The following is a 25,248-nucleotide window of genomic DNA, read 5'->3' as shown; positions in this document are numbered from 1 at the left end:
CGACCTGGCGATCCGCGCGCGCGGCCTGACCAAGCGCTTCAAGGACCTGGTCGCGGTCGACCACGTCGACCTGAGCGTGCCCAAGGCGAACGTGTACGGCTTCCTCGGGCCCAACGGTTCGGGCAAGACCACGACGATCCGCATGCTGTGCGGGTTGATGACCCCGACGGAAGGCGAGATCGAAGTGCTCGGCCTGCACCTGCCGAAAGAAGCCGAGGCGCTGCGCCTGCGCATCGGTTACATGACGCAGAAGTTTTCCCTGTTCGACGACCTGAGCGTGCGCGAGAACCTGGAGTTCCTCGCCGCCGTCCAGGGACTTCCGCCTGCGAAGGCGCGTACGCGCATCGACGAGCTCGTGCAGCGTTACCACTTCGAAGATCGGCAGAAACAACTGGCCGGCACGATGAGCGGCGGGCAGAAGCAACGCCTCGCGCTCGCCGGCGCCGTGATCCATTCGCCGGAACTGTTGTTCCTCGACGAACCGACGAGCGCGGTGGATCCCGAATCGCGCCGCGACTTCTGGGAAAAACTCTTCGAACTCGCCGATGGCGGCACGACGATCCTCGTTTCGACGCACTACATGGACGAAGCCGAACGTTGCCATCGCATCGCGATCCTGGATCGCGGCGTGCTCGTCGCCGACGGCAGCCCCGCCGAACTCACCGGCGCGATCGCCGGCCGCACGCTCGCCGTGCAATCGAACACGCCGCGCCGCGCGCGCCGCGCATTGATGGACACACCGGGCGTGATCAGCGCGGCGCAGGTCGGCAATACCTTGCGCGTGCTCACCAGCGAAAGTGGTCTTGCCGATCGCCTGCAGCGCGTGATCGCCGATGCCGGATTGCACGGCGACATCGCCGAATCCGAACCCAACCTCGAAGACGTGTTCGTCTCCGCCACGCGCGGGCGCGAAACCGCGCAGGCCGGAGAAGCCGCATGAGCTGGCGCCGCCTGTTCGCCGTGATGGTCAAGGAGCTGCGACAGATGCGCCGCGACCGCATCACGCTGGCGATGATCGTCGGCATCCCGGTGATGCAGCTGGTGCTGTTCGGTTACGCGATCAACTTCACGCTGCGCAATCTCGATACCGCGATCGCCGACCAGGCCAACACCGCCGGATCGCGCGCGCTGATCATGGACCTGCAGAACACCGGCGTGCTCAACCCGGTGAAGGACGCGAGCGCGCCGCAGGAGTTGATGACGATGCTGCGACGTGGCGAGATCAGCGTCGGTGTCGTCGTGCCGCCGGATTTCGAACGGCGCCGCATCGATGGCCGCGAAGCGGTGCAGATCCTCGTCGACGGCAGCGACACGGCGGTGCAGGGCGCCGCCGGGCAACTCACGCAGGTGCCGCTCGACAGCGCGTCGACGGTGCAGAAGGCGCCTTCGCAGATCAGCGTGGTGGGTTTCTACAATCCCGAACGGCGTTCGGCGATCAACATCGTGCCGGGCCTGATCGGCATCATCCTGACGATGACCATGGTGATGTTCACCGCGGTATCGATCGTGCGCGAACGGGAGCGGGGCAACATGGAACTGCTGATCGCAACGCCCGTGAGCAGCAGCGAATTGATGATCGGCAAGGTGCTGCCGTTCGCCGGCATCGGCCTGATCCAGACCACGCTGGTGCTCATTTTGGGCGCGTGGCTGTTCGAAGTGCCCATCCGCGGCGCACTGCTCGATGTTTACATCGCCTCGGTGCTGCTGATACTGGCGAACCTTTCGCTGGGATTGATGATCTCCACGAAGGCGCAGTCGCAGTTCCAGGCGATGCAGATGACCTTCTTCGTCTTCCTGCCGTCGATCCTGTTGTCGGGCTTCATGTTCCCCTTCGCCGGCATGCCGAAGATCATCCAGTGGCTCGCCGAGGTGCTGCCCCTGACGCACTTCCTGCGTTTGGTGCGCGGGATCATGCTGCGCGGCGCGAGCCTGTGGGAATTGTGGCCGGAGACCCTGGCGTTGATCGCGTTCACCGCCGTGATGATGACGGTGGCGATCCGCAGGTTCCGCAAGCGCCTGGACTAGGCCACCACGCGCGCGCGCAGCGAGTTGGGCATCGCTTCGGTGATCACCACGTCGACGAACTGGCCGATCAGGCGCGCGTTGCCGGCGAAGTTCACCGACCGCATGTTCTCGGTCTTGCCGGTCAGCTCGTTCGGGTCCTTCCGCGACGGGCCTTCCACCAGCACCGTCTGCACGCTGCCTACCATCGCCTGCGAAATCTGCGCGGCATGCGCGCTGACTTGCGCCTGCAGCCGTTCCAGGCGCGCGTGTTTCACCGCGTCGGTGGTGTCGTCGGATAGATCGGCTGCCGGCGTGCCGGGGCGGCGCGAATAGATGAAGGAGAACGATTGGTCGAAGCCGACGTCCTCGATCAGCTTCATCGTCTTCTCGAAATCGGCGTCGGTTTCGCCGGGGAAGCCGACGATGAAGTCCGACGAGATCGAGATGTCCGGGCGCACCGCGCGCAGCTTGCGGATCTTCTGCTTGAATTCCAGCGCCGTGTAGCCGCGCTTCATCGCCGCGAGCATGCGGTCGCTGCCGGCCTGCACGGGCAGGTGGAGGTAGTTCGCGAGTTGCGGGACGTCGCGATAAGCCTCGATGAGCGAGTCGGAGAACTCCAGCGGGTGCGAGGTGGTGAAACGGATGCGGCCGATGCCGTCGATGCCGGCGATCGCGCGGATCAGGAGGCCGAGGTCGGCGACGTCCTCGTCGCCCAGCGGTCCGCGATAGGCATTGACGTTCTGCCCGAGCAGGTTGACCTCGCGCACGCCTTGCGCGGCGAGCTGCGCCACTTCGACGAGCACGTCTTCGAACGGCCGCGAGACTTCCTCGCCGCGCGTGTAGGGCACGACGCAGAACGAGCAATACTTCGAACAGCCTTCCATGATCGAGACGAACGCGCTCGGGCCTTCTGCGCGCGGCTCGGGCAGCTTGTCGAACTTCTCGATCTCCGGGAAGCTGATGTCGACCTGCGGCAGCCCGCTAGCGCGACGTTCGCGGATGAGCTCGGGCAGGCGATGCAGGGTTTGCGGGCCGAACACGAGATCCACGTAGGGCGCGCGCTTCACGATCGCCGCGCCTTCCTGCGAGGCCACGCAACCGCCGACGCCGATGATCACCGGCTTGCCGTCCTTCTTCAGCGCCTTCCAGCGGCCCAGTTGGCTGAAGACTTTTTCCTGCGCTTTCTCGCGGATCGAGCAGGTGTTGACCAGCACGACGTCGGCCTCCTCGACGTTGTCGGTCAGCTCCAGGCCTTCGGTGGCGGCGAGCACGTCGGCCATGCGGGCCGAGTCGTACTCGTTCATCTGGCAACCGTGGGTCTTGATGAAGAGCTTGCCGCGCGGGGCGGGGCGATGGGCGTCGGCGGTGGGCGCGACGTCCGGAAGGACGGTCAATTCGGTCATGTCTGGGTCCGGGAGGGCGGCGGTTAGTCCGCGCCGGCAGGTGGGTCGTGTGAAAGGGGCGAAGTCTACCGCGGGGTGCCGCACGTCCGGTTCGCGACGGGGGTCTCGTTCACATGGATCAACGGTCTGTTCATATGAATCAAGAACTTGTCAAGCCTCACGATTGAGAGCAGCATGCGCGCCATGACTAGGGGAAGGGGATTCTCGCGCGGCCTGGCCGCCCTCGTGTTCGGCCTCGCCGCCTCCGCGGCGATGCCGGCGTTCGCGGGCGCGCTCTATCGTTGCGACTCCGCCGACGGCGCGCGCAGCTACGTCAGCAAGCGCACGCCCGGCGCGAAATGCACCGTCATCAGTTATTCGAAGCAGCCCGCAGCCGCGCCGCGCGCGGCCGCCGTGGGCAGCACGACGACGGCGGGCAAGGTCGCCGGTTCCCCGATCTCCGAAAAAGTGTCCGGCGACGTCGTCCCGGCCAACACCGTTGCGCCGACGCCCGCACCCGCGCTGAAGCCTTACCAGGCGCCGCGCCTGGTGCAGGGGCAGGTGTATTCGTACATCCAGGACGGCGTGCGCCATTACACGAGCAAGGCGCCCAAGGGCGTCGCCGGTGCGACGTCGCTGCGCACGATCCGCTACAGCTTCATGGAGACGTGCTACGCCTGCGGCGCGCGCCCGGGCGTCAACTTCAACACGCTGCGCCTCAATACCGATGCCTACGCCGCGCAGATCCGCGCCGCGTCGAGCCAGTACGGCGTCGACGAGGCGATCGTCCGCGCGATCATCCATGCCGAGTCGGCCTACAACGCCAATGCGCTCTCGCGCGTCGGCGCGCAGGGCCTGATGCAGCTGATGCCGGCGACCGCCCGTCGCTTCGGCGTGGGCAATGCCTTCGACGCCACGCAGAACATCGCCGGCGGCGTGCAGTACCTCGCCTGGCTGCTCAAGCGCTTCAACGGCGATCTCAGCCTTGCCGCCGCCGGTTACAACGCGGGCGAGGGCGCGGTCGACAAATACCGCGGCGTTCCGCCGTACAGCGAGACCCGCCGCTACGTCGAGCGCGTCTCGGTGCTGGCCGACCGCTACCGCGGCGCCATCGCCTCCAGCGCGCTGGCCACCAAGTAAGTCCGCCGCGGTACGGCCGGCACGTACCCGATCGGCCGATAACATTGTCGGCCGATTAAGCGTTCCGTTACACTTCCCCGTCTTTGTTGGCCGCCTCCACGCACTCGCGCGGGGCGGGCCAGCGCTTCGGTTCAGCGCCTTACTGCGGAGTGTCGGATGGCCAATGTTGGGGTAGGGGTCAACGATCCCGCTCATGTCCACGACGGGGAACCCGTCAACCAGGGCCGTCGCCGGTTCCTGACCGCGACCACCGCCGTGGTCGGTGCGGTCGGTGTCGGCTTCGCTGCCGTGCCCTTCATCAAGTCCTGGAACCCGAGCGCGCGCGCCAAGCTCGCCGGCGCCCCGGTGACCGCCGACATCAGCGCGCTGGCCGAAGGCACGCGCATGGTGCTCGAGTGGCGCGGCCAGCCGATCTGGATCGTCAAGCGCTCCAGGCAGATGCTCGACGTGCTGCCGACGCTCGATTCGCGCCTGCGCGATCCCAAGTCGGAAAACCTCGACCAGCAGCCGGCGTACGCGAAGAACGAACTGCGTTCGATCAAGCCGCAGATCTCCGTGCTGGTCGGCCTGTGCACGCACCTGGGCTGCTCGCCGGAAATGAAGGCCGAGATCAAGCCCGAGCCCTTCGATCCGGAATGGAAGGGCGGCTACTTCTGCCCGTGCCACAAGTCGCGCTTCGACATGGCCGGCCGCGTGTTCGACGGCGTGCCCGCGCCGATCAACCTGCTCGTGCCGCCGCACCACTACGAAAGCGACACGTCGATCGTGATCGGCGTCGACCCCGGCAAGGGAGCGGCATAAGCCATGGCCAATTTCCTGACGCGGACCACGACCAACGTGATGGACTGGGTCAATGCGCGCGCCCCCGGCATGATGCCGGTGTACCGCAAGCACATGACCGAGTACTACGCGCCGAAGAACTTCAACGTCTGGTACTACTTCGGTTCGCTCGCGATCGTCGTGCTGGTCAACCAGATCCTGACCGGCATCTTCCTGACGATGCACTTCAAGCCTTCCGCGGCCGAAGCGTTCTCGTCGGTCGAATACATCATGCGCGACGTGGAATGGGGCTGGCTGATCCGGTACATGCATTCGACCGGCGCCTCGCTGTTCTTCATCGTCGTCTACCTGCACATGTTCCGCGGCCTGATGTACGGCTCCTACCAGAAGCCGCGCGAACTGGTGTGGGTCATCGGCATGGTGCTGTACCTGGTGCTGATGGCCGAAGCCTTCATGGGCTACGTGCTGCCGTGGGGCCAGATGTCGTTCTGGGGCGCGAAGGTGATCATCTCGCTCTTCGGTGCGATCCCGGTCATCGGCAACGGCCTGACCGAATGGATCATGGGCGACTACCTGCCCGGCGACGCCACGCTCAACCGCTTCTTCGCGCTGCACGTCATCGCGTTGCCGCTGGTGCTGCTGCTGCTCGTCGTGCTGCACCTGGGCGCGCTGCATGAAGTGGGGTCCAACAACCCCGACGGCGTCGACATCAAGAAGGGCCCGAAGGGCAACCGCTGGTCGACCACCGCGCCGGCCGACGGCATCCCGTTCCACCCCTACTACACGACGGGCAAGGATCTGTTCGGCGTCGGGTTCTTCCTGATCCTGGCGGCCTTCATCATCTTCTTCGCGCCGACCTTCGGTGGCCTGTTCCTGGAGCACGACAACTTCACGGAAGCCAACCGCCTGGTGACGCCGGAGCACATCAAGCCGACGTGGTACTTCACGCCTTACTACGCGATGTTGCGCGTGATCCCGTCGTTCTTCGCCATCAAGCTGTGGGGCGTGCTGGTGATGTTCGCCGCGATCGCCGTGCTGTTCCTGGTGCCGTGGCTCGACAAATCGCCGGTGAAGTCGTATCGCTACCGCGGCAAGTTGTCGTGGGCGATGTTGCTGATGTTGGCCGTGTGCTTCGTGTGGCTCGGCAAGATCGGCGGCGGCCCGGGCACGGACCCGTCCGAGGTGATCATCGGCCGCGTGCTGACGTTCCTCTACTTCGTATTCTTCATCACCATGCCGATCTGGACGAAACTGGATCGGACCAAGCCGGTGCCGGAACGGGTGACGATGCATGACTAACTTCTTCGTCCGCGCCGGCAAGGCCGCGGTGCTCGCCGCGGGCCTGCTCACCGCTTCGCTCGCTTTCGCCAGCGAAGGCGGCAACCTGCAGCAGTCCGGCGCACGCCTCGACGATCGCGCTTCGCTCCAGCGCGGCGCGCAGCTGTACATCAACTACTGCAGCGGCTGCCATTCGCTGAAGTACCTGCGTTACTCGCGCATGGCCGAAGACCTCGGCCTGAGCGAAGACGACGTGCAGGCCAACCTCAACCTCACGGGCGTCAAGGTCGGCGAGACCATCGGCACCGCGATGACGCCCGAACACGCGCAGCAGGCCTTCGGCAAGATGCCGCCGGACCTGAGCCTGATCGCGCGCGTCCGCGGCAGCGACTGGATCTACACCTACCTCAAGTCGTTCTACCTGGACGAAACCCGCCCGGTCGGCTGGAACAACACGCTCTTCCCGAACGTGTCCATGCCCAACCCGCTGTGGGAAATGCAGGGCCTGCAGCATGCCGTGCTGACCAAGCCGGATGCCTCCGGCGAGACGCACGTCGAGCGCCTGGAACTGCGTTCGCCCGGCACGCAGTCGGCCGAGCAGTACGACCAGAGCGTTCGCGATATCTCCGCTTTCCTCGAGTACGCCGGCGAACCGGCCGCCCTCAAGCGCCAGAGCCTCGGCGTGTGGGTGGTCCTGTTCCTTGCGGCGTTCACGTTCCTCGCGTATCTGGTCAAGAAGGAATACTGGAAGGACGTGCACTAAGCGCGGTGGGCCGGATCGTCCGGTTCGGCCACCGGAAGCGGGCGCCAGGGGTGGCGACTTTTTCCGGAACCGGCGCTAGGCTCGGGATTCGTGGCGACCGCTCGCAAGGGGTGGGCGGCGCCAAGCCGATGGATGGGAAGCCTTGCAGGGTCCCGTCCGCGATCGGCGCTGCGATCGATGGAGAGATCGATGATGGCCGCGAGCCCGCGTATGCGTAATGCCCTGACGTTGTTCTCGTCGACCGACGACGTGCTGTGCCACCGCGTGCGCCTGGTGCTGGCGGCCAAAGGCGTCACCTACGACCTGATCCCGGTCGATCCGCAGAATCCGCCGGAAGACCTGATCGACCTCAACCCGTACCACTCGGTGCCGACCCTCGTCGAGCGCGAGCTGGTGCTGTACGCCGCGTCCGTCGTCACCGAATACCTCGACGAGCGCTACCCGCATCCGCCGCTGATGCCGGTCGACCCGCTCTCGCGCGCCCGCCTGCGTCTGGCGATGCTTCGCCTGGAGCACGACTGGGTGCCGCAGGTGCAGGCCATCCAGCTGGGTAACCGCCAGCAGGCCGAAGCCGGCCGCAAGCGCCTGAAGGAACTGCTCACCGCCTCGGTGCCGCTGTTCAAGGCCAGCAAGTTCTTCCTGAATCCGGAAATGAGCCTCGCCGACTGCGCGATGGCCCCGATCATCTGGCGCCTGGAAGCGCTCGACATCCCGCTGCCGAAGGACGGCAAGGTGATCGAGGATTACGGCAACCGCATCTTCCGGAATCCCGGCTTCCTCCGCAGCCTCACCGACCAGGAAAGGAAGTTGCGCGTCGTGCCGGCCTGAGGGCGGGCGAAGCGGCTAGACTCGATTCATGGAAGACGAACGTACCGGCGACACCGGCCCTTCGATGACCAGCCATCGCCCGTACCTGCTGCGCGCGCTCAACGAATGGATCGCCGACAACGGCATGACGCCGCACCTGCTCGTCGATGCCACGCGGGCGGGCGTGCAGGTGCCGCCGCAATCGGTGAGCGATGGCAAGGTCGTGCTCAACATCGCCGAGCGCGCGGTTGCGCGTTTGCTGATCGACAACGATTCGGTGACCTTCACCGCGCGCTTCGGTGGCGTCAGCCATCCGGTGATCGTGCCGATCCCCGCGGTGCTCGCGATCTACGCGCGCGAAACCGGGCAGGGCATGGCGCTGCCCGATGATCCCTCGGGCCCGCACGACGAACCGACGCCGCCGGCCGATACCACGCCCGAGACGGGCGGAACGCCGCCGCGTCGCGGCCACCTGCGCGTCATCAAGTAACGCTCAGTGCAACTGGATGACGTTCGCCGCCCGTACGGGCCCGGCGAACGACACCAGGCGCCCCCCGCGCAAGACGAGCCGGCCGATGTGGCGGTCGCTTCCATCGTAGGAATACTCGAAACGGAAGGTGCGCTCGAACCCGAGCCATCCGTTTTCCCCGCGCTGCAGGCGCAAGCCGGCGGCGTGCACGGACTGGTCGAGCCACTGCACGCCCGCGGCGCTGCACGCGTCGCGCCCGAGCGACTCGGCACGCTCGGCGGCGGCGCGCCCTGCGCTCCAATACGCGAAGGCGAAGCCTGCGACGATCATCACAACCAGTAGACTTCCCATCCACCTAATGTGACGGCGCGCTGGCAGCCCTGCAAGGGCGCCGGCGGGGGAATTCCTTGACGCTATACGCAGGACGCGACGGAGCCACGCGCATGAAACTCGTCTTTCCAGGCGGCGAACACCCGCAGGTGTTGCTCGGTCCCGGCGTCAATCGCGTGGGGTCCGATCCGCAGGCGACCATCGTGCTCGACCGGCCCGGCGTGCGCCCCCAGCATTGCCAACTGCATGTCACGCCCAGCGGTGTGATGCTCGACGTTCCGCACGGCACGACGGTGTCGGTCAACGGCCGCCAGGTCGACGGCCTGATCGCGCTGCGCCCGGGCGACAGCGTCGCCTTCGACGGCGTCGAAGCCAGACTCTCGTCGATGGAAGCGCCGGCCGCGGTGCGCCATCGCGTCGGCATCGCCGGCCGCCTGCCCGAATCGGCGAACGACGATCCGGGCGCGACCGCGGTTCGACCGGTGTTGCCGCGCTACGTCCTGCGCGGTGTGTCGGGCGAAGCCTTCGGCCGCACGTATCCGCTGCATGGCAGCAGCACGGTGGGCCGAGCCGACGAATGCACGCTGCGCCTCGACGAACCGGGCATGTCGCGCATGCATGCCCGCTTGCTGCCCACCGACGATGGCGTGTTGCTGGAAGACCTCGGTTCGACGAATGGCAGCTTCCTCAACGGCAAGCGCGTGCTGCGCGGCGAAGCGCGCGTCGGCGACGAGATCGGTTTCGACACGCTGCGCTTCCGGCTGATCGCGCCGGGCATGGCGGATTCGCACCACGAGGAACAGGTGCCGGACGCCACCACGCCGAACCGGATGTGGATGCTGATCGCCGGGATTGCGGTCGTTGCCGCGGCGGTGCTGGTGTTCGCGTTCCGCTGACGGCCTAACCGCGCCGCCCCAGCTTCATCGACAGGTCGATCGCGCGGACGTGCTTGGTCAGCCCGCCGATCGAAATGCAATCCACGCCGTCCTGCGCGATCGCGCGCACGGTGTCGAGGTCGACGCCGCCCGACACTTCCAACGGAATGCGCCCCGCCGCGCGACGCACGGCTTCCCGGCGCATGTCGGCGTCGAAGTCGTCGATCAGGATGCGCTCGCAGCCTTCGCGCAGCGCTTCGTCGAGCTGATCGAGCGTTTCCACTTCCACGATCAGCGGCAATGCAGGTTGCGCCATGCGCGCGTTTCGAATGGCCGCCGACAGCGAACCCGCGGCGCGCACGTGGTTCTCTTTCAACATCACCGCATCGAACAAGCCCATGCGATGGTTGACGCCGCCGCCCACGCGCACCGCGTATTTCTGCGCGACGCGCAGGCCCGGGATCGTCTTGCGCGTGTCGAGGATCTTGGCGCGCGTGCCTGCCACGGCGGCGACGTGATCGGCGGTGACGGTCGCCGTACCACTCAGCGTCTGCAGGAAATTGAGCGCCGCGCGTTCGGCGGACACCAGTGCGCGTGCGCGGCCCTCGAGCGTCGCGACGACGGTGCCGGCGCGCACGCGGTCGCCCTCGGCGACGTGCCAGGCGATCGCGACTTCCGGCGACAACGCGCGATGGCATGCATCGAACCACGGCCGCCCGCAGATCACCGCCGATTCCTTGCAAAGCAGGTAAGCGGTGTCGCGAATGTCCGGGAGCAGGGCGGCGGTGACGTCGCCGGTGCCGATATCCTCCGCGAGCGCGCGCGCCACGTCGGTCTGGACGATCTCGTCCGGCGGCGTCAGGACGTCGGTCATGCCGGCGGGAAGTCCGGGACCTGTCCGGCCGCGATCGCCTCTTCGGCCAGCAGCACCGGGATGCCGTCGTCGATGCGGTAGACCAGCTTGCGGTCGCGCGTAATGAGCGCTTCGCGCAAGGCCTCGCCCTGGGGCTGGCCGTCGGCGCGCTGGATGCCGCCCTGCGCGATTGCGGCGTTCAGCGCCGCCAGGCCGCGCGCATCGAGCATCGACAGCGGCTGGCGCGTGACGGGGCAGGCGAGGATGTCGAGCAACTTGCGATCCATGGGCGTGCGCGGGGCAGGGCAACGGAAGGCCCGCTAGAATACCCCCCTTCGCAGAAGGCGCCAGCCGCACGGGAACGCCATGGCCTCAAAGGAAGACGCGGGCAACGCCGCGCCGCTGATCGGTATCGTCATGGGCTCACGCTCGGATTGGGAGACGATGCAGCACGCGGCCCAGAAGCTCGAAGCGCTGGGCGTGCCGCACGAAGTGCGCGTGGTCTCCGCGCATCGCACGCCGGACGTGTTGTTCGACTACGCCGCCACGGCGCAGCAACGCGGCCTGCGCGCGATCATCGCGGGCGCCGGCGGCGCCGCGCACCTGCCCGGCATGCTCGCCTCCAAGACGCCGGTGCCCGTGCTCGGCGTGCCCGTGCAGAGCAAGGCGCTCAACGGCATGGATTCGTTGTTGTCGATCGTGCAGATGCCGGCCGGCATCCCCGTCGCGACCTTCGCCATCGGCAACGCGGGCGCGTCGAACGCGGCGTTGTTCGCCGCTGCGATGCTGTCCGCCACGCACCCGTCCATCGGCGAGGCGCTCGCGCAATTCCGCGCGCGCCAGACCGACGACGTCGCCAACAACGACGATCCGCGAAAATAGTGCGATGACGACCGTTGGCATCCTCGGCGGCGGCCAGCTGGCTCGCATGCTGGCTCTTTCCGGCGCACCCCTCGGCCTGCGCTTCCTGGTGATGGATACCGTCGGCGATGCGTGTGCCGCGCAATGCGCGCCGATGATCGTCGGCGACTGGCGAGACGAACGCGCGCTCGCCGAGTTCGCCTCGCGCATCGATGTCGCCACGTTCGATTTCGAGAACGTCCCTTCCGAATCCGCGCAGTGGCTTGCCGAACGCGTCCCCGTGTTCCCGAGCCCGGGCGCGCTCGCGGTGGCGCAGGATCGTCTCGCGGAGAAAACCCTGTTCCGCGAACTCGGCATCCCGGTGCCGCCGTTTTCGCCGATCGATTCGCGCGAAGGCCTCGACGCCGCGCTCGCATCGATCGGCACGCCGTGCATCCTCAAGACGCGCCGCCTGGGCTATGACGGAAAGGGCCAGTTCCGCCTGAAATCGCCGGCCGATGCCGATGCCGCGTGGGATGCACTCGGCGCGCAGGCAAGGACGGTGGGCCTGATCCTTGAAGGCTTCGTCGCCTTCGACAAGGAAGTGAGCGTGGTCGCCGTGCGCGGTCGCGACGGCGAATTCCGCGCGTGGCCGCTGACGCAGAACTGGCATGTCGACGGGGTGCTGTCGGCGAGCCTGGCGCCCGCGCCTGTGCCGCAAGCGCTGGAAGACAAGGCGCTGGCACATGCGCGCGCGCTGGCCGACGCGCTCGGCTATGTCGGCGTGTTCGCGCTCGAGTTGTTCTGCCGCGGCGGCGAGCTGCTCGCCAACGAGCTCGCGCCGCGCGTGCACAACTCCGGCCACTGGACCATCGAAGGCAGCGAGACCTCGCAGTTCCAGAACCATCTGCGCGCGGTGCTCGGCTTGCCGCTCGGCGCCACGCGCATGGTCGGCGAGGCGTGCATGCTCAACTGGATCGGCGCGATGCCCGACGCCAACGCCGTCCTCGCCGAAGCGGGCGGGCATTGGCACGACTACGGAAAACAGGCGCGCGCCGGCCGCAAGGTGGGGCACGCGACACTGCGGGCGGATTCACCGCAGGAACTGGCGCAGGCGCTTGCGCGCGTCGGAAAAACACTGGGCCGCGAATCCCAGGTCGAACCCGTGATCGCGGCCCTGCGTCAGTAGCGATTGCGCCTCAGCGCATCTGGCTCGAAACGAAGTCCCAGTTCACGAGGTTCCAGAACGCTTCGACGTACTTCGGGCGCGCATTGCGATAGTCGACGTAGTACGCGTGTTCCCACACGTCGCACGTCAGCAGCGGCACGTCTTCGCCGGTGATCGGCGTCGCCGCGTTGGGCGTGCTCGCCAGCGCGAGCGAACCATCGGGGCGCTGCACCAGCCAGGCCCAACCCGAACCGAAGGTCTTGATCGCCGTATCGGTGAACTGTTCCTTGAACTTGCCGAAGTCGCCGAAGGCCTTGGCGATCGCATCACCGAGCTTGCCCTGCGGTTCGCCGCCGCCGGCGGGTTTCATGCAGTTCCAGTAGAACGTGTGGTTCCAGACCTGGGCGGCATTGTTGAACATGCCTCCCTGCGACTTTCGCACGATCTCCACCAGCTCCATCGACTCGAACTCGGTCCCGGCGATCAGCTTGTTGAGGTTGTCCACGTAGGCCTTGTGGTGCTTGCCATGGTGGTAATCCAGCGTTTCGGCCGAAATGTGGGGTTCCAGCGCGGTGCGGTCGTAGGGCAGGGGCGGCAACTCGATCGCCATGTCGGACTCCTTGGGGGGCGGTGAAGACTTACAATTCTAGCCCCACGTCGCACCAACGCTTTTACGGAGCCACCATGTCCCTGCAGTCCGTGCCGATCCAGGAGCGCATCCGGGCCGAAGTCACCGGCCACCCCATCGTGCTCTTCATGAAAGGCACCCCGCAGTTCCCGATGTGCGGCTTCTCCAGCAAGGCCGTGCAGGCGCTCAGGACCGCCGGCGCCTCGGAGCTCCACACCGTCAACGTGCTCGAAGAACCCGAGATCCGCGCCAACCTCCCGCGTTACTCGGATTGGCCGACGTTCCCGCAGTTGTTCATCAACGGCGAGCTCATCGGCGGTTGCGACATCACCTGCGAGCTGGCCGAAGCCGGCGAACTGGCGCGGATGATCGCCGAAGCGCAGAAGGCGTGAGTTTCCCCACCGACCACGCCCCGCTCGCCGGGCGCATCATCCTTGTGACGGGCGCGCATGGCGGGCTCGGCAGCGCCGCGGCGAAGGCCGTCGCCCAAGCCGGCGCCACCGCGGTGCTCCTCGGCCGCAACGTGCGCCAGCTCGAAAAGCTGCACGACGCGATTGCGGCGATCGCGAAGACGCCCGTGCTGTATCCGCTCGATCTGGAAGGCGCATCGCCGGATGATTTCGCCGAGCTCGCGCATCGCATCGACGATGCCTACGGGCGCCTCGACGGCATCCTGCATTGCGCCGCCGACTTCCGCGGCCTGACGCCGATCGAACACACCGAACCGGCTGCATTCGCGCGCGCGATGCACGTCAACGTCACCGCGCCTGCGTGGCTCACCCAGGCGTGCCTGCCGGTGTTGCGCAAGTCGACGGATGCGTCCGTGGTGTTCGTCGTCGACGATCTGGAGCGCGTGTCGAGCGCCTACTGGGGCGCATACGGCCTGGCGCAGCATGCGCGCGTCGGGTTGGTGTCGATGCTGCATGCCGAACTCGCGAACTCGCCCATCCGCGTCGCCGGCCTGCAACCGGGCCCGATGCGCACGGGCCTGCGCGCGAAGGCCTTCGTCGACGACATGGATCGCGACGCGCGCGATCCGGCGTTCGCCGCGCAGGCCTGCGTCGAATTGCTCTCGCCGATGGGCGCGCCGTTCAATGGCGAAATCGCGCAGGGCGCGCGCGGTTCGCTCGAATGACCATTGCGTCGGCCGCGCTGCTGCTCTTCCTGATCCTCGATCCGCTCGGGAACATCCCGGTGTTCCTCGGGTTGCTCAAGCCGCTGGAACCCAGGCGCCGGCGCGTGGTGCTCGCGCGCGAACTGCTCATCGCACTGGTCGTGCTGATGCTGTTCCTGTGGGGCGGCAAGTACGCGCTCGAGTTGATGCACCTGCGCCAGGAATCGGTGTCCATCGCCGGCGGCATCGTGCTGTTCCTGATCGGCCTGCGCATGATCTTCCCGCCCCCGGAAGGCCTGATGGGCGAGATGCCCGGCGGCGAACCTTTCATCGTGCCGATGGCGATCCCGCTGGTCGCCGGGCCCTCGGGCATGGCGGCCGTGATGCTGATGGGCAGCAACGAGCCCACGCGCCTGTCGGAATGGAGCCTGGCGCTCCTGATCGCGTGGGGCGCGACGGCGGCGATCCTGTTTTCGGCGACCTTCCTCTATCGTTGGCTCGGCACCAGCGTGCTGATCGCGGTCGAACGCCTGATGGGCATGCTGCTCGTTGCAATCTCCGTGCAGATGTTCCTCGACGGACTGGGCACTTACCTGACGAGCACGATCGCCCCGGGGGCATGACCCACGGCGCGTGTTTTCCACTGGTCGCCAGCTGAAGGATTCAGGGCGGCCTGCTTCCGCGAACACTGTCCCGCAGCGGTCATTTCGCGGTCATCCCCCGGATCTATGGTGTTAAACTGTCGTTAGCCCAAGCGCACAGCGCAGTGGGCGGGGGACACACCCAACCTGTTCGGTCTCAGGCATCGCATAAGGACATGCGGGCGTGAGGCTGCGTCTGTTCGAAAACATTCCCATCCAAGGTGATCCAAGATGACTGATCGAAATCGCGTCCGGCTGTCGAAGCTGTCGGTTGCGCTGATCGCGGCGCTCGCTGCCGCGCCCGTGTTCGCACAGAGCACGTCCGCCGGTGTCGGTGGCCGCGTGGTCGATGGTTCCGGCCAGCCCGTCGCGGGCGCCGAAGTGACGATCGTGCACGCCGAATCGGGCACGGTCAGCAAGGCGGTGACCGACGCGAACGGTCGTTACGCAGCGCGCGGCCTGCGCGTCGGCGGCCCGTACACGGTGACGGTCAACAAGGCCGATGCCGGCACGAAGTCGCAGCAGAACGTCTACCTCGGCCTGGACAAGGTCTCGCAGGTCGATCTGTCGCTCGCCCAGCAGGAACTCGCCGCCGTCACGGTGACGGGCTCCTCGATCATCCAGCCCGACAACAAGGGCATCGCCACGACGCTCTCGCGCGAAGACATGGACCGCATGCCGGCCCCCGACCGCTCGATCCAGAACATCGTGCGCGCCGATCCCCGCGTGGTCATCACCGACCGCGACCGTGGCGCGTTCTCGGCCAACGGCCAGAACTTCCGCTACAACAGCATCACCGTCGACACCGTCAACGCCGGCGACCCCTTCGGCCTGAACGACAACGGCCTGCCGACCAAGGGCACGCCGATCTCGCAGGACGCGATCCAGGAATACAACATCTCGACCGCGAACTACGACGTGGCCACGCGCCGCGGCGTCGGCGCGACGATCAATGCCGTCACCAAGTCGGGCACCAACGACCTGCACGGTTCGGCGTACTTCGTCTACCAGAATGCCGCGGGCATGGTCGGTGAGAACGCGTCGGGCAAGGGCTGGGAAGGCTACGACAAGGACCGCACGCTCGGCCTCACGCTCGGCGGCCCGATCGTCCAGGACAAGCTGTTCTTCTTCGTCTCGCTCGAGAAGCAGAAGAAGGACGGCATCGGCTCGATCACCGGCCCGGCCGAATCGAATGCGACGCTGAAGGTCCCCGGCATCTCGCAGGACTTCATCAACAACGTCATCGCCACCGCCACCGCCAAGGGCCTGACCCCGGGCGACAATGGCCAGGCGCCTGACATGGACACCAAGCGTGGCCTGGTCAAGCTCGACTGGAACATCAGCGACGCGCATCGCGCCAGCCTGCGTTTGAGCCAGACGAAGGAATTCGAACCCATCGTCATCAACGGCACGGTCACCGGTTCCTCGCCGCGCCTGTCGCTGTCGTCGAACTGGTACACCCTCGACAAGAAGTCGACGAGCTACGCACTGAGCTTCTACGACGACTGGGCGGACAGCTTCAGCACCGAAACCTCGGTGGCCTACAGCGAATTCAACCAGGACCGCGACCCGATGGTCGGCGGCCACCAGCCTTCGATCCTCGTGCGCGCCGGCACGGGCAACAGCGGCCCGGGCATCTTCCTCGGCACCGAACCGCCGACCCACGCCAACCGCCTGAACGTCAAGACGTGGAATGCGTACTTCGCCGGTAGCTACTACCTCGGCGACCACGTGCTCAAGGGCGGCGTGGACTACCAGAGCGACGAGCTCTACAACCTGTTCCTGCAGAACTACAACGGCGCGTACGAGTTCAACGGCCTGCAGAACTTCATCAACGGCACCTACAACCGTTACCAGCTCGCCACGCCGGCGCCGGGTTACGACCTGAACAATGTCGCCGCGGTGCTGACGAGCAAGCAGTACGGCTTCTTCCTGCAGGACACCTGGCAGGTCAACGACCGTCTGTCCGTGCAGTACGGCCTGCGTTACGACATCCCGCAGATCAACGACACCCCGACGTTCAACCCGTGCTTCGCCGCGGCCCCGGGCCTCCCGGCCGGTGGCGTGGTCAATCCGACGACCGGCGCGACGGAAGTCGACCTCGGTCCCTGCGGTCTGCGCAACAACCCGACCAACGCCAATGCCGCCACCGGCGGTTACGGCTTCAGCAACCAGGGCACCATCGACGGCAACGACGTCTTCCAGCCGCGTGCGTCGTTCAACTTCATGATCGACGACAAGTCGCAGATCCGCGGCGGCGCGGGCGTGTTCGTTTCCAACACCCCGGCCGTGTGGCTCGGCAATCCGTTCTCGAACAACGGCGTCGCCGTGTCGACCTACGACGTCGGCTTCGACCCGGCCCTGCCGTTCAACCCGAATGGTTCGACGCAGACGCCGCCGGGCGCCGCGGCGACCGACCCGGGCCTGGGCCGCTCGACCATGTCGCTCGCGCTCGTCGATCCGGACTTCCAGCTGCCGACCGTCGCCAAGTACACGCTGGGCTACGACCTGCAGCTGCCGTTCCTGGATTCGGTGTTCACGGTCGAAGCGCAGCACATCGACACGATCAAGGGCATCAAGTACGACAACATCAACCTCGGTGCGCCGACCGGCGTGTTGCCTGACGGCCGCCTGGCCTACCAGCGCAACCCGAATGGCACGACCACGGGCACCAGCGGTTCGAACCCGGCGCGCGACAACGCCAACCCTTCGTTCGGCCAGAACATCCTGCTGACCAACACCGACAAGGGTTACGCCGACAACCTGACCTTCCAGTGGCGCAAGCCGTTCGCCGAAAACTGGGCCGCGTCGGTGTCGTACACGCTGTCGGATGCGAAGGAAGTCAACCCGGGCACCAGCTCGGTCGCCAGCAGCTCCTACGGCAACCGCGACTGGATCAACCCGAACGACGACTACCTGGCGACGTCGAACTACTCGATCCCGCAGCGCCTGCTCGCCACCTTCGCGTGGGAACACGCGTTCTTCGGTGCGTACGCGACGAAGTTCTCGGCGATCTACGACGGCCACTCCGGCGCGCCGTACAGCTGGGTCTTCGGCAACGACGTGAACGGCGATTCGTCGTTCCGCGACCTCGCCTACATCCCGGTGAATCGCGACGATGTGTCGTTCGTCGGCTTCAACGATCCGACCGTTACGAATGGCACGACGCAGGCTTCGATCGATTCGTTCTTCAACTACATCGCGAACAACTCGCAGCTCGTGCGCCAGCAGGGCGGCATCTTCGACCGCAACGAAGGCCGCGCGCCGTGGGTGAACCAGCTCGACCTGTCGTTCGCGCAGGAAATCCCGGGCTTCAGCGAAGGCCACAAGGGTGAGATCCGCCTCGACATCTTCAACTTCCTCAACCTGCTCAACAAGGATTGGGGTGTCGAGCACCGCGCCAGCTTCCCGCTGGAGCGCACGCTCGCCAACGTGACCGGCGTGGACGCGCAGGGCCTTTACATCTACGACATCCGTCCGTACCTGGATGCGAACGGCAACTACGCGCCGACCGCGCTGCCGGTCAACGAGAGCTTCACGCCCTCGCAGCGTTGGGCTGCCAACGTGACGCTGCGTTACGAGTTCTGATCGGTTAATCGGTAACAGCGTTATAAGGGAAACGGCCGGGGAAACCCGGCCGTTTCTCGTTTTGCGCTACCCTTGCGCGCATGAACGACGACACCACCAAGCTGCTTCCCACCGTCAACGCGCGCATCTATCCGCGTGGGGGCCTCGATGTCCTCTCGCGCGCCGAAGTGGCGCGTYTGCGCGATGCCTCGTCCGGCGGCATGCACGACCTGTTGCGCCGCTGCGCACTCGCCGTGCTGACCAGCGGCAGCGCCACCGACGACCCACGCGCCGCGCAGGAGCTCTATCCCGAATTCGACATCCAGGTCCTGCAACAGGATCGCGGCGTGCGCATCGATCTGCATCACGCGCCGGCCATCGCCTTCGTCGATGGCGAGATCATCCGCGGCGTCGCCGAGTTGTTGTTCGCCGTCGTGCGCGATCTTGCCTACACCGCGATCGAATTGAACGAACGCAACCTCGACAGCGGCGACGGCATCACCGATGCGGTGTTCGGACTGCTGCGCAACGCGCGCGTGCTGCAACCCTCGGAACCCAACCTCGTCGTGTGCTGGGGCGGCCATTCGATCGGCCGCGACGAATATCTGTACACCAAGCAGGTCGGTTACGAGCTGGGCCTGCGCGGCCTGGACATCTGCACAGGCTGCGGACCCGGTGCGATGAAGGGGCCGATGAAGGGCGCAACGATCGCGCATGCGAAACAACGCCGCCGCACGATGCGTTACATCGGCATCACCGAGCCGGGCATCATCGCGGCCGAATCGCCGAACCCGATCGTCAACCACCTGGTGATCATGCCGGACATCGAGAAGCGCCTCGAAGCCTTCGTCCGCATGGGCCACGGGATCATCGTGTTCCCTGGTGGCGTCGGTACGGCGGAGGAAATCCTGTATCTGCTCGGCATCCTGCTGCGCGAGGAAAACGCGGACCTGCCGTTCCCGCTGATCCTCACCGGCCCGGCGGCCGCGGCCCCGTACTTCGAACAGATCGACCAGTTCCTGCGCCTGACGCTGGGCGAGGCCGCGACCTCGCGTTACGAGATCATCGTCGGCGATCCGGTGAAGGCCGCCAAGCGCATGGCGACCGGCGTACGCAAGGTGAAGGACTACCGCATCGCGCAGAAGGATTCGTTCTTCTTCAACTGGGCGATGAAGGTGCCGCTGGAATTCCAGAAACCCTTCGTGCCCACGCATGAAGCGATGGCGGCGCTCGATCTGCACCATGGGCGGAAGCCGCACGAGCTCGCCGCGGACCTGCGCCGCGCGTTCTCCGGCATCGTGGCCGGCAACGTCAAGGAAGAGGGCTTGCGACGCATCGAGGAACGTGGCCCGTTCGAGATCCACGGCGACCGCGACATGATGGAAGCGCTGGATGCGTTGCTACGCGCGTTCGTCGAACAGCGGCGCATGAAGATTGCCGGGGAATATCGCCCCTGTTACCGCGTGGTGACCTGAGCGGCTACTTGCGCCAGCAGTAGTCCGCGTCGCCGGTGCTGACGCCCTTGGTCACGACGCCCGCGACCATGGTTATCGTGAAGTTGCCGCACTTGGGGTCGGAGGTCATTTCGCCCTTGCGGGTTGCGGTGAGGGTGTAACCGGTGGCCGTCGGCGTGCCGGTGACGCTCACCGTGTAGTACTTCAGGCCAAGGTTGTACGCCGCAACGTTGGCGACGCTGCCGAGCACGTTCGCGGTGTCGGAGTCCGTCGTGGTGTCGCCATAGATGGGGTGATCCGCGCGGAAACTCTCCTGGCGCAACTGCAGGTCGCCCAGCGCCTGCGCGGCTTCGGCACGCTTGCCCTTGCGCGACTGCTCGCCGTACATCGGCAGCGCGATGATCGCGAGGATCGCGACGACCGCGACGACGACCATCAGTTCGATCATTGTGAAGCCGACCTGGCGACGCATCGCGGGCACTCCTTTTGAAGCTTGCGAAGGATGCTACGCCCGCCTGTTCGCCGCTCCGGAACCGTTGGGACCCCCATCCGTTCCCGCTCGTCGGTCTGCACTGGTTTGCGCGCCGGAACGCCGTGTTACACCACTGCGCAATGGACAACACGGAGGAGGCATGGATGCCTCGTTACATGCGCGCCCGGCGGGCGCCCGGTTTCACGCTGGTCGAACTCATCGTGGCGATGACGGTCGTGGCGCTCCTCGCGACGTTGGCGGTCCCTGCATTCACGATCTACTTCGAGAAGGCACGCTTGCGCGGTGCCGCGGATGCAGTGGTTGCGCTCATCGCGGAAGCACGGCTCGCGTCCGTGAAGCAGGCGCGCGCCGTGTCGGTGCGGTTCTCCGGGCACGGCGCGCAATGGTGCGCAGGCGCGCGCGAGGCGCAGTTGCCGCCGGCAGGGATGCCGATGGCGGGCCTGGATGCGTGCGACTGTCTCGCCAATGGCGATGCATGCATGGTCGATGCGCGGCGCGCGACGGTACCGGGCACCCTGTACGGCGGCGTGGTCCTGCTTTCGGCGGTCGACGCGTTCGCGTTCGAAGGCGCGAACGGGATGCGCACTGGCGAAGTACGCGACGCAGTGCGGCTGGCGTCGCGCAGCGGGCGTTTTGCGTTGACCGTCGCCGTATCGCCCTTGGGCCACGCGTCCATGTGCAGCAACGGCGGCGCAATCACGGGGATCCGCGCGTGCTGATGCGTGGGTTCACGCTGGTGGAGCTCCTGGTGGCGCTTGGGCTGGGGTTGCTGGTGATCACCGCGGCGCTCGGCTTCTTCCTGCAACTGTTGCGTGCCGGAAGCGAGACGGTGGTGGCGACGCGCTTGCAGCAGGAACTGCGGTCGACGATGGCGCTGGTGGTGGCGGAGGTGCGGCGCGCGCGCGTCGCCGGCGCCGAGGTGCAGGTCGCGGCCGGCTGTCTTCGCGGCGCGGACATCGCGATTCGCGAACATGCGGGGAAGATCGAAGTCCGCCGTGGGGCCGGTGTCGACTGCGACGGCCCGGGCCTGGTGGTCGGCAGCGACGCAGTGCGCATCAGCACGCTCCGGTTCGTCCACGACGGGTCGGTGAACGATCGTCGGGTCGAGATCGCATTGACCGGTACGTTGCGCGATCCACCCGCGTTCCTGACTGGTCGCGAAGCCACGCTGCGGCATGTCGTTGCGCTGCGTTCGAACGGAGGCGGCTGACCGATGCAGTCTGCCGAAGGAAATGCCCTGGTGGCCGCCATCGTCGTGCTGTTGCTGGCGAGCGTCGTGACGTTGCTGACGCTGCATGTCGGCGTGTTCGAACAGCGCGCTTCGGGAAACGCGATACGGGCCCGCGTTGTCGGCGAGCTCGCGGAGGCAGCCGTTGCCCAGGGCGCGGCGTGGTTATACGAAGACCCGGCGCGATTGGCGCACGGGGCACAGTGGAAGCCTTGCGCCGAACTGGCGCAGGCAATGGCGTTTCCGTGCGGGGCGATCCCGGACGCCGCGCGCCGCGCCGCGATGTATTACTGGACCGAACCCGGCGGCGATCGCGATGGCGATGGCACCGTGGATGTGTTCGACACGCGAATGCTGCCCCTGCCTGTTCGCATCGCACAGGTGGGGGCATTCGAACGCCTCGCGCACGGAGCGGGAGTGGTGTTGTGCCGCGTGGCCCGGGACGATGCCGCGCGCTGCACGACCGATCCGGCCGAAGCAGGCAACGCACTCCGGTACACCGTCGTCGGCCTCGCGCGACTGCCGGGCCAAGGCGCGCGCGCGACCGTGGCGCAGACCTTTGCGCGGTCGGATGTTTTCGTCCCGAACGCTCGCATGCCGCCGGTGATTGCGAGCGGGGACATCGACCTGCGCGCGCCCTTGCATGTCGTCGCCAATCCGAACGCCGGTGGCGACGGCCTCCCGGTGTCCGCGTGGAGCCGGAAGGATGTGCGGAAATCCGCGGCGAACTCCTGCCACGCAGGCGAGTTCTTCGATGGCGGTACGCCAGTACTGGAGGCCGGGATCGCGACCTGCGACACGTGCCGGTGTCCCCTCGACGGCAGCCTTGTCGACAGTCGCGATCCCGAAGGCATCGACGTGCTCGATGTCGACGGCAGCGACGGCGCGAATGCCCTCGGCGCGAACGACGACGTGGCGCCAGGCGAGTTTCCGTGCGATCTGTTCGCGGAGGTGTTCGGCGTTTCCGCGCGCGGCGATGCGGACGGCGACGGGTTCTGCGAAACACGCACGCCGTCGGGCGCGTTCGTCGTCCCGTCGACGATGCGCCGGGTCGAACTTGCCGCAGACGAGGCCTTCCTCTACCGCCATGCCGGGCGCATCGTTCCGCGCGATGCCGCTGCCGGCGCACTGACGCGACCGGACCAGGCGCTGCACGAATCCTATCCCTCGCCGCAGCTTTCCGGCCTGCTCTGGTGCCAGGCGAACTGCGACATCGGCGCCGGCGATCAACTCGGCGCACCCGATGCCCCCGTGCTGCTGGTGGTCGACGGCGCGCTGCACGTGCACGGGCGCGTTTTCGGCCTCGTGTTCGTGCGCTCCCGCGATGACGTGTTGGATCCCGCTTCGGGCGGCAGCGCGCATCTCCGATTGCAATCCGGCGCTGCGATCTACGGGGCCGTCGTCGTCCAGGGCCGCATCGAACAGGCCGGCGGCGACAGCGCCATCGTGTCCGCACCGGATGTCGTCGCGAAGCTTCACGACACCGTGCCGACCGCCCACGCGCCGATTCCCGGCGCGTGGAGCGATGGCGTGTCGTACTGATGGGCGCTGCCATGAAACGAACGAGCACCGGGTTCTCACTTCTCGAAGTCCTCGTCGCCGTCGTCTTGCTCGCCATCGGCCTGCTGGCGCTCGCAGCCCTGCAGGGCGCACTCGCGCGAAGCGCCGCGGAGGCGAAAGGGCGCGCGCGCGTGCTCGCGCTGGTGACGAGCGAACTCGACGCACTGCGCGCGACGCCATTCGCGGACATCGCATCGCTGGATGGACCGATCGACGCGCGCAACGCCGCCTGCGGCGCGCCCGCCAACGAAGTCGAACACGCCGCATGCGACAGCGGACTGCGCGGGCTTGTCCTGCATCGCACGATCGATGCATCGACCCACGTGTTGAAGACGGCCCGCGTCAGTGCGGAGTGGACCGCGCCGACCGGGGACACCCGGACGCTGGAACTACGCACGGTGCTCGGCGAACTGGCGCTCGAACCCAATCGGCTTCATGCCTCCACGCCCGCACCCTTGCATCCACGGGTGCGTCGTGCGGCAAACGCGCCCGTCGAGCACGCCGACATGCTTCCAGTCTCCATCGGCGAGGGCCGCGCGACCGCCGCCACGTCACCGTCGATCGATCCGCTGGGCAACACGCGATTCGATGTCCTGACATACACCGAAGATGGAACAGGCGCGCGTATCGACAACCGCATCGAGATGCGGGTCGTCAAATGCGAATGTCGATACGGCGCTGGTGGCCCGCAGCTCGGCGTGTTGCACCGCGCCGCACGCTGGCCCGCGATCTGGACGGGCCTGCGCTACGCCGTCCACACGCCGGCGGACAACGCGCAAGCACCTGGCGAGCGATATGCCGCCGGTCCGAATCCGGACGTCAAGCAGAGCCCGCATTGCCGCGAATGTTGTCGCGACCGGCACGATGCGCCCGGGCCGTCGCTGCATCCGAAATTCGATGTCGCGAGTACGGATCCGGTGTATCGCAAATACGCCCTCGACGAAGTCGGCGCGCTCGTTCCCGTCGAGGACACCGCTTCGGGCGCGTACGTCGACAGTTGCCGCCTGGTGCGCATCGACGGTTGGTGGCGCACCGCTGCGGATCTCCAGGCGCGCCACTTCGCCTTGCTGCAGACTGAAACCGTCGACGGCGTTCCCGCGGCTTCGCCCAGACCGGACCGGGCGGCCGGGCAACGCTATGCGAACTTCCTCCGCGACTACCTCGCGCAATATGCAGAGGGCACGCCGGAGAATGCGCATGTGCTGCACGACGAACCCGCACGCGGCCTCAACGCGCCGGACCGGATCGCATTGCCCGCGCCCGCATCGAACGACCGACGCCACCTCCACGCCCGCGCGCTCTACGTGGACCACCTGGAGCCACAGGCACGCGCGGTACTCGACGCCGCCATCCAGGCGCGCCGAGCACAGGGCGCATGCGCCCCCGGCGGTGCGATCCTCGCCGATTGCGTTCTGCCGTTCCTTCCGTTCGTCACGCTGGACCTCACCGACCTCGCGCGCTGGTCCGCGCGCGATTCCGAGATCCTTGCCGTCGAATCGCGCGATCCCGCGGCGCCTGTACCGGCCGCCGGCGGCCGCGTGCGCGGCCTCGCACCGGGCGTGTCCGATGCCATCGCGTCCGCTCGCACCTCCAATTCCGGCACCGTCGCCAGCGCGCGGATCCCCGGCGCAACCGACCTGCAAGGCGATGAAATCGAGCTCGAAGACGCGCAAACGTTCGAAATCGGCGAAAGCGGCGTCGCGCGGATTGACGCAGCCCCGCACGGGCGGCCAGAATATGCGCCCCCGCCCGAATAGCTCAGCCGGTTAGAGCACTTGACTGTTAATCAGGGGGTCGTTGGTTCGAGTCCAACTTCGGGCGCCAGATTCGATTGATGAAAGGCCTGCAGCGATGCAGGCCTTTTTTCTTGCGCG

General features: G+C 66.9%; 26 protein-coding genes and 1 tRNA gene. 21 read left to right on the top strand and 6 right to left on the bottom strand.

Annotation, left to right across the window (positions count from 1 at the left end):
- The first annotated feature begins 10 nt into the window (after nt 1–10).
- Entirely contained in the window at nt 11–940 is a 930-nt protein-coding gene (locus tag ACXJJ8_RS10535; protein ID WP_499030524.1) for an ABC transporter ATP-binding protein, read from the top strand.
- The gene (locus ACXJJ8_RS10530) at nt 937–2,025 is read left to right on the top strand and encodes an ABC transporter permease (RefSeq protein WP_499029688.1); all 1,089 of its coding nucleotides are present in this window, start codon (nt 937–939) and stop codon (nt 2,023–2,025) included. The genes ACXJJ8_RS10535 and ACXJJ8_RS10530 overlap by 4 nt, the downstream gene beginning before the upstream one ends.
- Here ACXJJ8_RS10530 and miaB read toward each other — a convergent pair.
- Entirely contained in the window at nt 2,022–3,407 is a 1,386-nt protein-coding gene (gene miaB, locus ACXJJ8_RS10525; RefSeq protein ID WP_499029686.1) for a tRNA (N6-isopentenyl adenosine(37)-C2)-methylthiotransferase MiaB, read from the bottom strand. The genes ACXJJ8_RS10530 and miaB overlap by 4 nt on opposite strands.
- A gap of 183 nt (nt 3,408–3,590) precedes the next feature.
- Here miaB and ACXJJ8_RS10520 point away from each other — a divergent pair, with 183 nt between their 5' ends.
- The 6 genes from ACXJJ8_RS10520 (at nt 3,591) to ACXJJ8_RS10495 (ending at nt 8,644) form a co-directional block, all read left to right on the top strand.
- Nucleotides 3,591–4,526 (top strand): lytic transglycosylase domain-containing protein, encoded by a 936-nt coding sequence (locus ACXJJ8_RS10520; protein ID WP_499030522.1) that lies wholly within the window; start codon nt 3,591–3,593, stop codon nt 4,524–4,526.
- Nucleotides 4,527–4,682: 156 nt separating this feature from the next.
- The gene (petA, locus tag ACXJJ8_RS10515; protein WP_499029683.1) at nt 4,683–5,327 is read left to right on the top strand and encodes a ubiquinol-cytochrome c reductase iron-sulfur subunit; all 645 of its coding nucleotides are present in this window, start codon (nt 4,683–4,685) and stop codon (nt 5,325–5,327) included.
- A gap of 3 nt (nt 5,328–5,330) precedes the next feature.
- On the top strand, nt 5,331–6,605 hold the full coding sequence (locus ACXJJ8_RS10510) for a cytochrome b (protein ID WP_499029681.1): 1,275 nt from the start codon (nt 5,331–5,333) through the stop codon (nt 6,603–6,605).
- Nucleotides 6,598–7,347 carry a cytochrome c1 gene (locus ACXJJ8_RS10505; protein WP_499029679.1) on the top strand — a complete coding sequence of 250 codons (750 nt, stop codon included), beginning with the start codon at nt 6,598–6,600 and terminating at the stop codon, nt 7,345–7,347. Before ACXJJ8_RS10510 ends, ACXJJ8_RS10505 begins: the two co-directional genes overlap by 8 nt.
- Before the next feature lie 192 nt (nt 7,348–7,539).
- Complete coding sequence (locus ACXJJ8_RS10500) at nt 7,540–8,175, top strand: glutathione S-transferase N-terminal domain-containing protein (protein ID WP_498961257.1); 636 nt, start codon at nt 7,540–7,542, stop codon at nt 8,173–8,175.
- 28 nt (nt 8,176–8,203) lie between these two features.
- Nucleotides 8,204–8,644, top strand: a complete 441-nt coding sequence (locus ACXJJ8_RS10495; protein WP_499029677.1) for a ClpXP protease specificity-enhancing factor — start codon at nt 8,204–8,206, stop codon at nt 8,642–8,644.
- 3 nt (nt 8,645–8,647) lie between these two features.
- Here ACXJJ8_RS10495 and ACXJJ8_RS10490 read toward each other — a convergent pair whose 3' ends face one another.
- Nucleotides 8,648–8,974: a DUF3301 domain-containing protein gene (locus tag ACXJJ8_RS10490; protein ID WP_499029675.1), complete on the bottom strand. Its 327-nt coding sequence runs from the start codon at nt 8,972–8,974 to the stop codon at nt 8,648–8,650.
- Between the two features lie 92 nt (nt 8,975–9,066).
- On the opposite strand from ACXJJ8_RS10490, the gene ACXJJ8_RS10485 reads away from it, so the two are divergent.
- Entirely contained in the window at nt 9,067–9,849 is a 783-nt protein-coding gene (locus tag ACXJJ8_RS10485) for an FHA domain-containing protein (RefSeq protein ID WP_499029673.1), read from the top strand.
- Nucleotides 9,850–9,853: 4 nt separating this feature from the next.
- Here the strand turns inward: ACXJJ8_RS10485 and nadC are convergent, their stop codons facing one another.
- Both nadC and ACXJJ8_RS10475 read right to left on the bottom strand, forming a co-directional pair.
- Nucleotides 9,854–10,702 (bottom strand): carboxylating nicotinate-nucleotide diphosphorylase, encoded by an 849-nt coding sequence (gene nadC, locus ACXJJ8_RS10480; RefSeq protein ID WP_499029671.1) that lies wholly within the window; start codon nt 10,700–10,702, stop codon nt 9,854–9,856.
- The gene (locus ACXJJ8_RS10475) at nt 10,699–10,968 is read right to left on the bottom strand and encodes a Trm112 family protein (protein ID WP_499029669.1); all 270 of its coding nucleotides are present in this window, start codon (nt 10,966–10,968) and stop codon (nt 10,699–10,701) included. The genes nadC and ACXJJ8_RS10475 overlap by 4 nt, the downstream gene beginning before the upstream one ends.
- A 79-nt stretch (nt 10,969–11,047) precedes the next feature.
- Here ACXJJ8_RS10475 and purE point away from each other — a divergent pair, with 79 nt between their 5' ends.
- Both purE and ACXJJ8_RS10465 read left to right on the top strand, forming a co-directional pair.
- The gene (purE, locus tag ACXJJ8_RS10470) at nt 11,048–11,563 is read left to right on the top strand and encodes a 5-(carboxyamino)imidazole ribonucleotide mutase (RefSeq protein WP_499029667.1); all 516 of its coding nucleotides are present in this window, start codon (nt 11,048–11,050) and stop codon (nt 11,561–11,563) included.
- A gap of 4 nt (nt 11,564–11,567) precedes the next feature.
- Nucleotides 11,568–12,710, top strand: coding sequence for a 5-(carboxyamino)imidazole ribonucleotide synthase (locus ACXJJ8_RS10465; RefSeq protein WP_499029665.1), 1,143 nt, complete (start codon nt 11,568–11,570; stop codon nt 12,708–12,710).
- Nucleotides 12,711–12,720: 10 nt separating this feature from the next.
- Here ACXJJ8_RS10465 and ACXJJ8_RS10460 read toward each other — a convergent pair whose 3' ends face one another.
- Nucleotides 12,721–13,299: a superoxide dismutase gene (locus ACXJJ8_RS10460; RefSeq protein WP_499029663.1), complete on the bottom strand. Its 579-nt coding sequence runs from the start codon at nt 13,297–13,299 to the stop codon at nt 12,721–12,723.
- 89 nt (nt 13,300–13,388) lie between these two features.
- On the opposite strand from ACXJJ8_RS10460, the gene grxD reads away from it, so the two are divergent.
- The 5 genes from grxD (at nt 13,389) to ppnN (ending at nt 20,114) form a co-directional block, all read left to right on the top strand.
- On the top strand, nt 13,389–13,709 hold the full coding sequence (gene grxD, locus ACXJJ8_RS10455; RefSeq protein WP_499030519.1) for a Grx4 family monothiol glutaredoxin: 321 nt from the start codon (nt 13,389–13,391) through the stop codon (nt 13,707–13,709).
- Nucleotides 13,706–14,452, top strand: coding sequence for an SDR family NAD(P)-dependent oxidoreductase (locus ACXJJ8_RS10450; protein WP_499029661.1), 747 nt, complete (start codon nt 13,706–13,708; stop codon nt 14,450–14,452). The genes grxD and ACXJJ8_RS10450 overlap by 4 nt, the downstream gene beginning before the upstream one ends.
- The gene (locus ACXJJ8_RS10445) at nt 14,449–15,054 is read left to right on the top strand and encodes a YhgN family NAAT transporter (protein ID WP_499029659.1); all 606 of its coding nucleotides are present in this window, start codon (nt 14,449–14,451) and stop codon (nt 15,052–15,054) included. The genes ACXJJ8_RS10450 and ACXJJ8_RS10445 overlap by 4 nt, the downstream gene beginning before the upstream one ends.
- A 249-nt stretch (nt 15,055–15,303) precedes the next feature.
- Nucleotides 15,304–18,660 carry a TonB-dependent receptor gene (locus tag ACXJJ8_RS10440; RefSeq protein ID WP_499029657.1) on the top strand — a complete coding sequence of 1,119 codons (3,357 nt, stop codon included), beginning with the start codon at nt 15,304–15,306 and terminating at the stop codon, nt 18,658–18,660.
- A gap of 80 nt (nt 18,661–18,740) precedes the next feature.
- Nucleotides 18,741–20,114 (top strand): nucleotide 5'-monophosphate nucleosidase PpnN, encoded by a 1,374-nt coding sequence (gene ppnN / locus ACXJJ8_RS10435; RefSeq protein WP_499029655.1) that lies wholly within the window; start codon nt 18,741–18,743, stop codon nt 20,112–20,114.
- Nucleotides 20,115–20,118: 4 nt separating this feature from the next.
- Here ppnN and ACXJJ8_RS10430 read toward each other — a convergent pair whose 3' ends face one another.
- Nucleotides 20,119–20,565, bottom strand: coding sequence for a type IV pilin protein (locus ACXJJ8_RS10430; RefSeq protein WP_499029653.1), 447 nt, complete (start codon nt 20,563–20,565; stop codon nt 20,119–20,121).
- A 164-nt stretch (nt 20,566–20,729) separates the two neighbouring features.
- Between ACXJJ8_RS10430 and ACXJJ8_RS10425 the strand changes: the two genes are divergently transcribed.
- The 5 genes from ACXJJ8_RS10425 to ACXJJ8_RS10405 all read left to right on the top strand — a co-directional run bounded on the left by ACXJJ8_RS10425 (nt 20,730) and on the right by ACXJJ8_RS10405 (nt 25,198).
- Entirely contained in the window at nt 20,730–21,305 is a 576-nt protein-coding gene (locus ACXJJ8_RS10425; RefSeq protein ID WP_499029651.1) for a prepilin-type N-terminal cleavage/methylation domain-containing protein, read from the top strand.
- Nucleotides 21,305–21,796 carry a prepilin-type N-terminal cleavage/methylation domain-containing protein gene (locus ACXJJ8_RS10420; RefSeq protein ID WP_499029649.1) on the top strand — a complete coding sequence of 164 codons (492 nt, stop codon included), beginning with the start codon at nt 21,305–21,307 and terminating at the stop codon, nt 21,794–21,796. Before ACXJJ8_RS10425 ends, ACXJJ8_RS10420 begins: the two co-directional genes overlap by 1 nt.
- Before the next feature lie 30 nt (nt 21,797–21,826).
- Nucleotides 21,827–23,356, top strand: a complete 1,530-nt coding sequence (locus ACXJJ8_RS10415) for a hypothetical protein (protein WP_499029646.1) — start codon at nt 21,827–21,829, stop codon at nt 23,354–23,356.
- An 11-nt stretch (nt 23,357–23,367) separates the two neighbouring features.
- Nucleotides 23,368–25,131: a prepilin-type N-terminal cleavage/methylation domain-containing protein gene (locus ACXJJ8_RS10410; protein ID WP_499029644.1), complete on the top strand. Its 1,764-nt coding sequence runs from the start codon at nt 23,368–23,370 to the stop codon at nt 25,129–25,131.
- A tRNA-Asn gene (locus tag ACXJJ8_RS10405) sits at nt 25,122–25,198 on the top strand. Before ACXJJ8_RS10410 ends, ACXJJ8_RS10405 begins: the two co-directional genes overlap by 10 nt.
- The last annotated feature ends 50 nt before the right edge of the window (nt 25,199–25,248 follow it).

This window comes from Lysobacter sp. P5_C4 (genome assembly GCF_054049695.1).
The sequence above is the reverse complement of the archived record's forward strand: the minus strand, read 5'-3'. Positions and strand labels throughout refer to the sequence as shown.

Bases quoted from the DNA above. Each gene is read 5' to 3' on its own strand.
- ACXJJ8_RS10440 (WP_499029657.1), top strand. From the start codon at position 15,304: ATGACTGATCGAAATCGCGTCCGGCTGTCGAAGCTGTCGGTTGCGCTG.
- ACXJJ8_RS10475 (WP_499029669.1), bottom strand. From the start codon at position 10,968: ATGGATCGCAAGTTGCTCGACATCCTCGCCTGCCCCGTCACGCGCCAG.
- ACXJJ8_RS10485 (WP_499029673.1), top strand. From the start codon at position 9,067: ATGAAACTCGTCTTTCCAGGCGGCGAACACCCGCAGGTGTTGCTCGGT.
- ACXJJ8_RS10465 (WP_499029665.1), top strand. From the start codon at position 11,568: ATGACGACCGTTGGCATCCTCGGCGGCGGCCAGCTGGCTCGCATGCTG.
- ACXJJ8_RS10430 (WP_499029653.1), bottom strand. From the start codon at position 20,565: ATGCGTCGCCAGGTCGGCTTCACAATGATCGAACTGATGGTCGTCGTC.
- miaB (WP_499029686.1), bottom strand. From the start codon at position 3,407: ATGACCGAATTGACCGTCCTTCCGGACGTCGCGCCCACCGCCGACGCC.
- ACXJJ8_RS10510 (WP_499029681.1), top strand. From the start codon at position 5,331: ATGGCCAATTTCCTGACGCGGACCACGACCAACGTGATGGACTGGGTC.
- ACXJJ8_RS10520 (WP_499030522.1), top strand. From the start codon at position 3,591: ATGACTAGGGGAAGGGGATTCTCGCGCGGCCTGGCCGCCCTCGTGTTC.
- ACXJJ8_RS10530 (WP_499029688.1), top strand. From the start codon at position 937: ATGAGCTGGCGCCGCCTGTTCGCCGTGATGGTCAAGGAGCTGCGACAG.
- ACXJJ8_RS10500 (WP_498961257.1), top strand. From the start codon at position 7,540: ATGGCCGCGAGCCCGCGTATGCGTAATGCCCTGACGTTGTTCTCGTCG.
- purE (WP_499029667.1), top strand. From the start codon at position 11,048: ATGGCCTCAAAGGAAGACGCGGGCAACGCCGCGCCGCTGATCGGTATC.
- petA (WP_499029683.1), top strand. From the start codon at position 4,683: ATGGCCAATGTTGGGGTAGGGGTCAACGATCCCGCTCATGTCCACGAC.
- ACXJJ8_RS10460 (WP_499029663.1), bottom strand. From the start codon at position 13,299: ATGGCGATCGAGTTGCCGCCCCTGCCCTACGACCGCACCGCGCTGGAA.
- ACXJJ8_RS10495 (WP_499029677.1), top strand. From the start codon at position 8,204: ATGGAAGACGAACGTACCGGCGACACCGGCCCTTCGATGACCAGCCAT.
- ACXJJ8_RS10410 (WP_499029644.1), top strand. From the start codon at position 23,368: ATGAAACGAACGAGCACCGGGTTCTCACTTCTCGAAGTCCTCGTCGCC.
- ACXJJ8_RS10425 (WP_499029651.1), top strand. From the start codon at position 20,730: ATGCCTCGTTACATGCGCGCCCGGCGGGCGCCCGGTTTCACGCTGGTC.
- nadC (WP_499029671.1), bottom strand. From the start codon at position 10,702: ATGACCGACGTCCTGACGCCGCCGGACGAGATCGTCCAGACCGACGTG.
- ACXJJ8_RS10445 (WP_499029659.1), top strand. From the start codon at position 14,449: ATGACCATTGCGTCGGCCGCGCTGCTGCTCTTCCTGATCCTCGATCCG.
- ACXJJ8_RS10490 (WP_499029675.1), bottom strand. From the start codon at position 8,974: ATGGGAAGTCTACTGGTTGTGATGATCGTCGCAGGCTTCGCCTTCGCG.
- ACXJJ8_RS10505 (WP_499029679.1), top strand. From the start codon at position 6,598: ATGACTAACTTCTTCGTCCGCGCCGGCAAGGCCGCGGTGCTCGCCGCG.
- ACXJJ8_RS10420 (WP_499029649.1), top strand. From the start codon at position 21,305: ATGCGTGGGTTCACGCTGGTGGAGCTCCTGGTGGCGCTTGGGCTGGGG.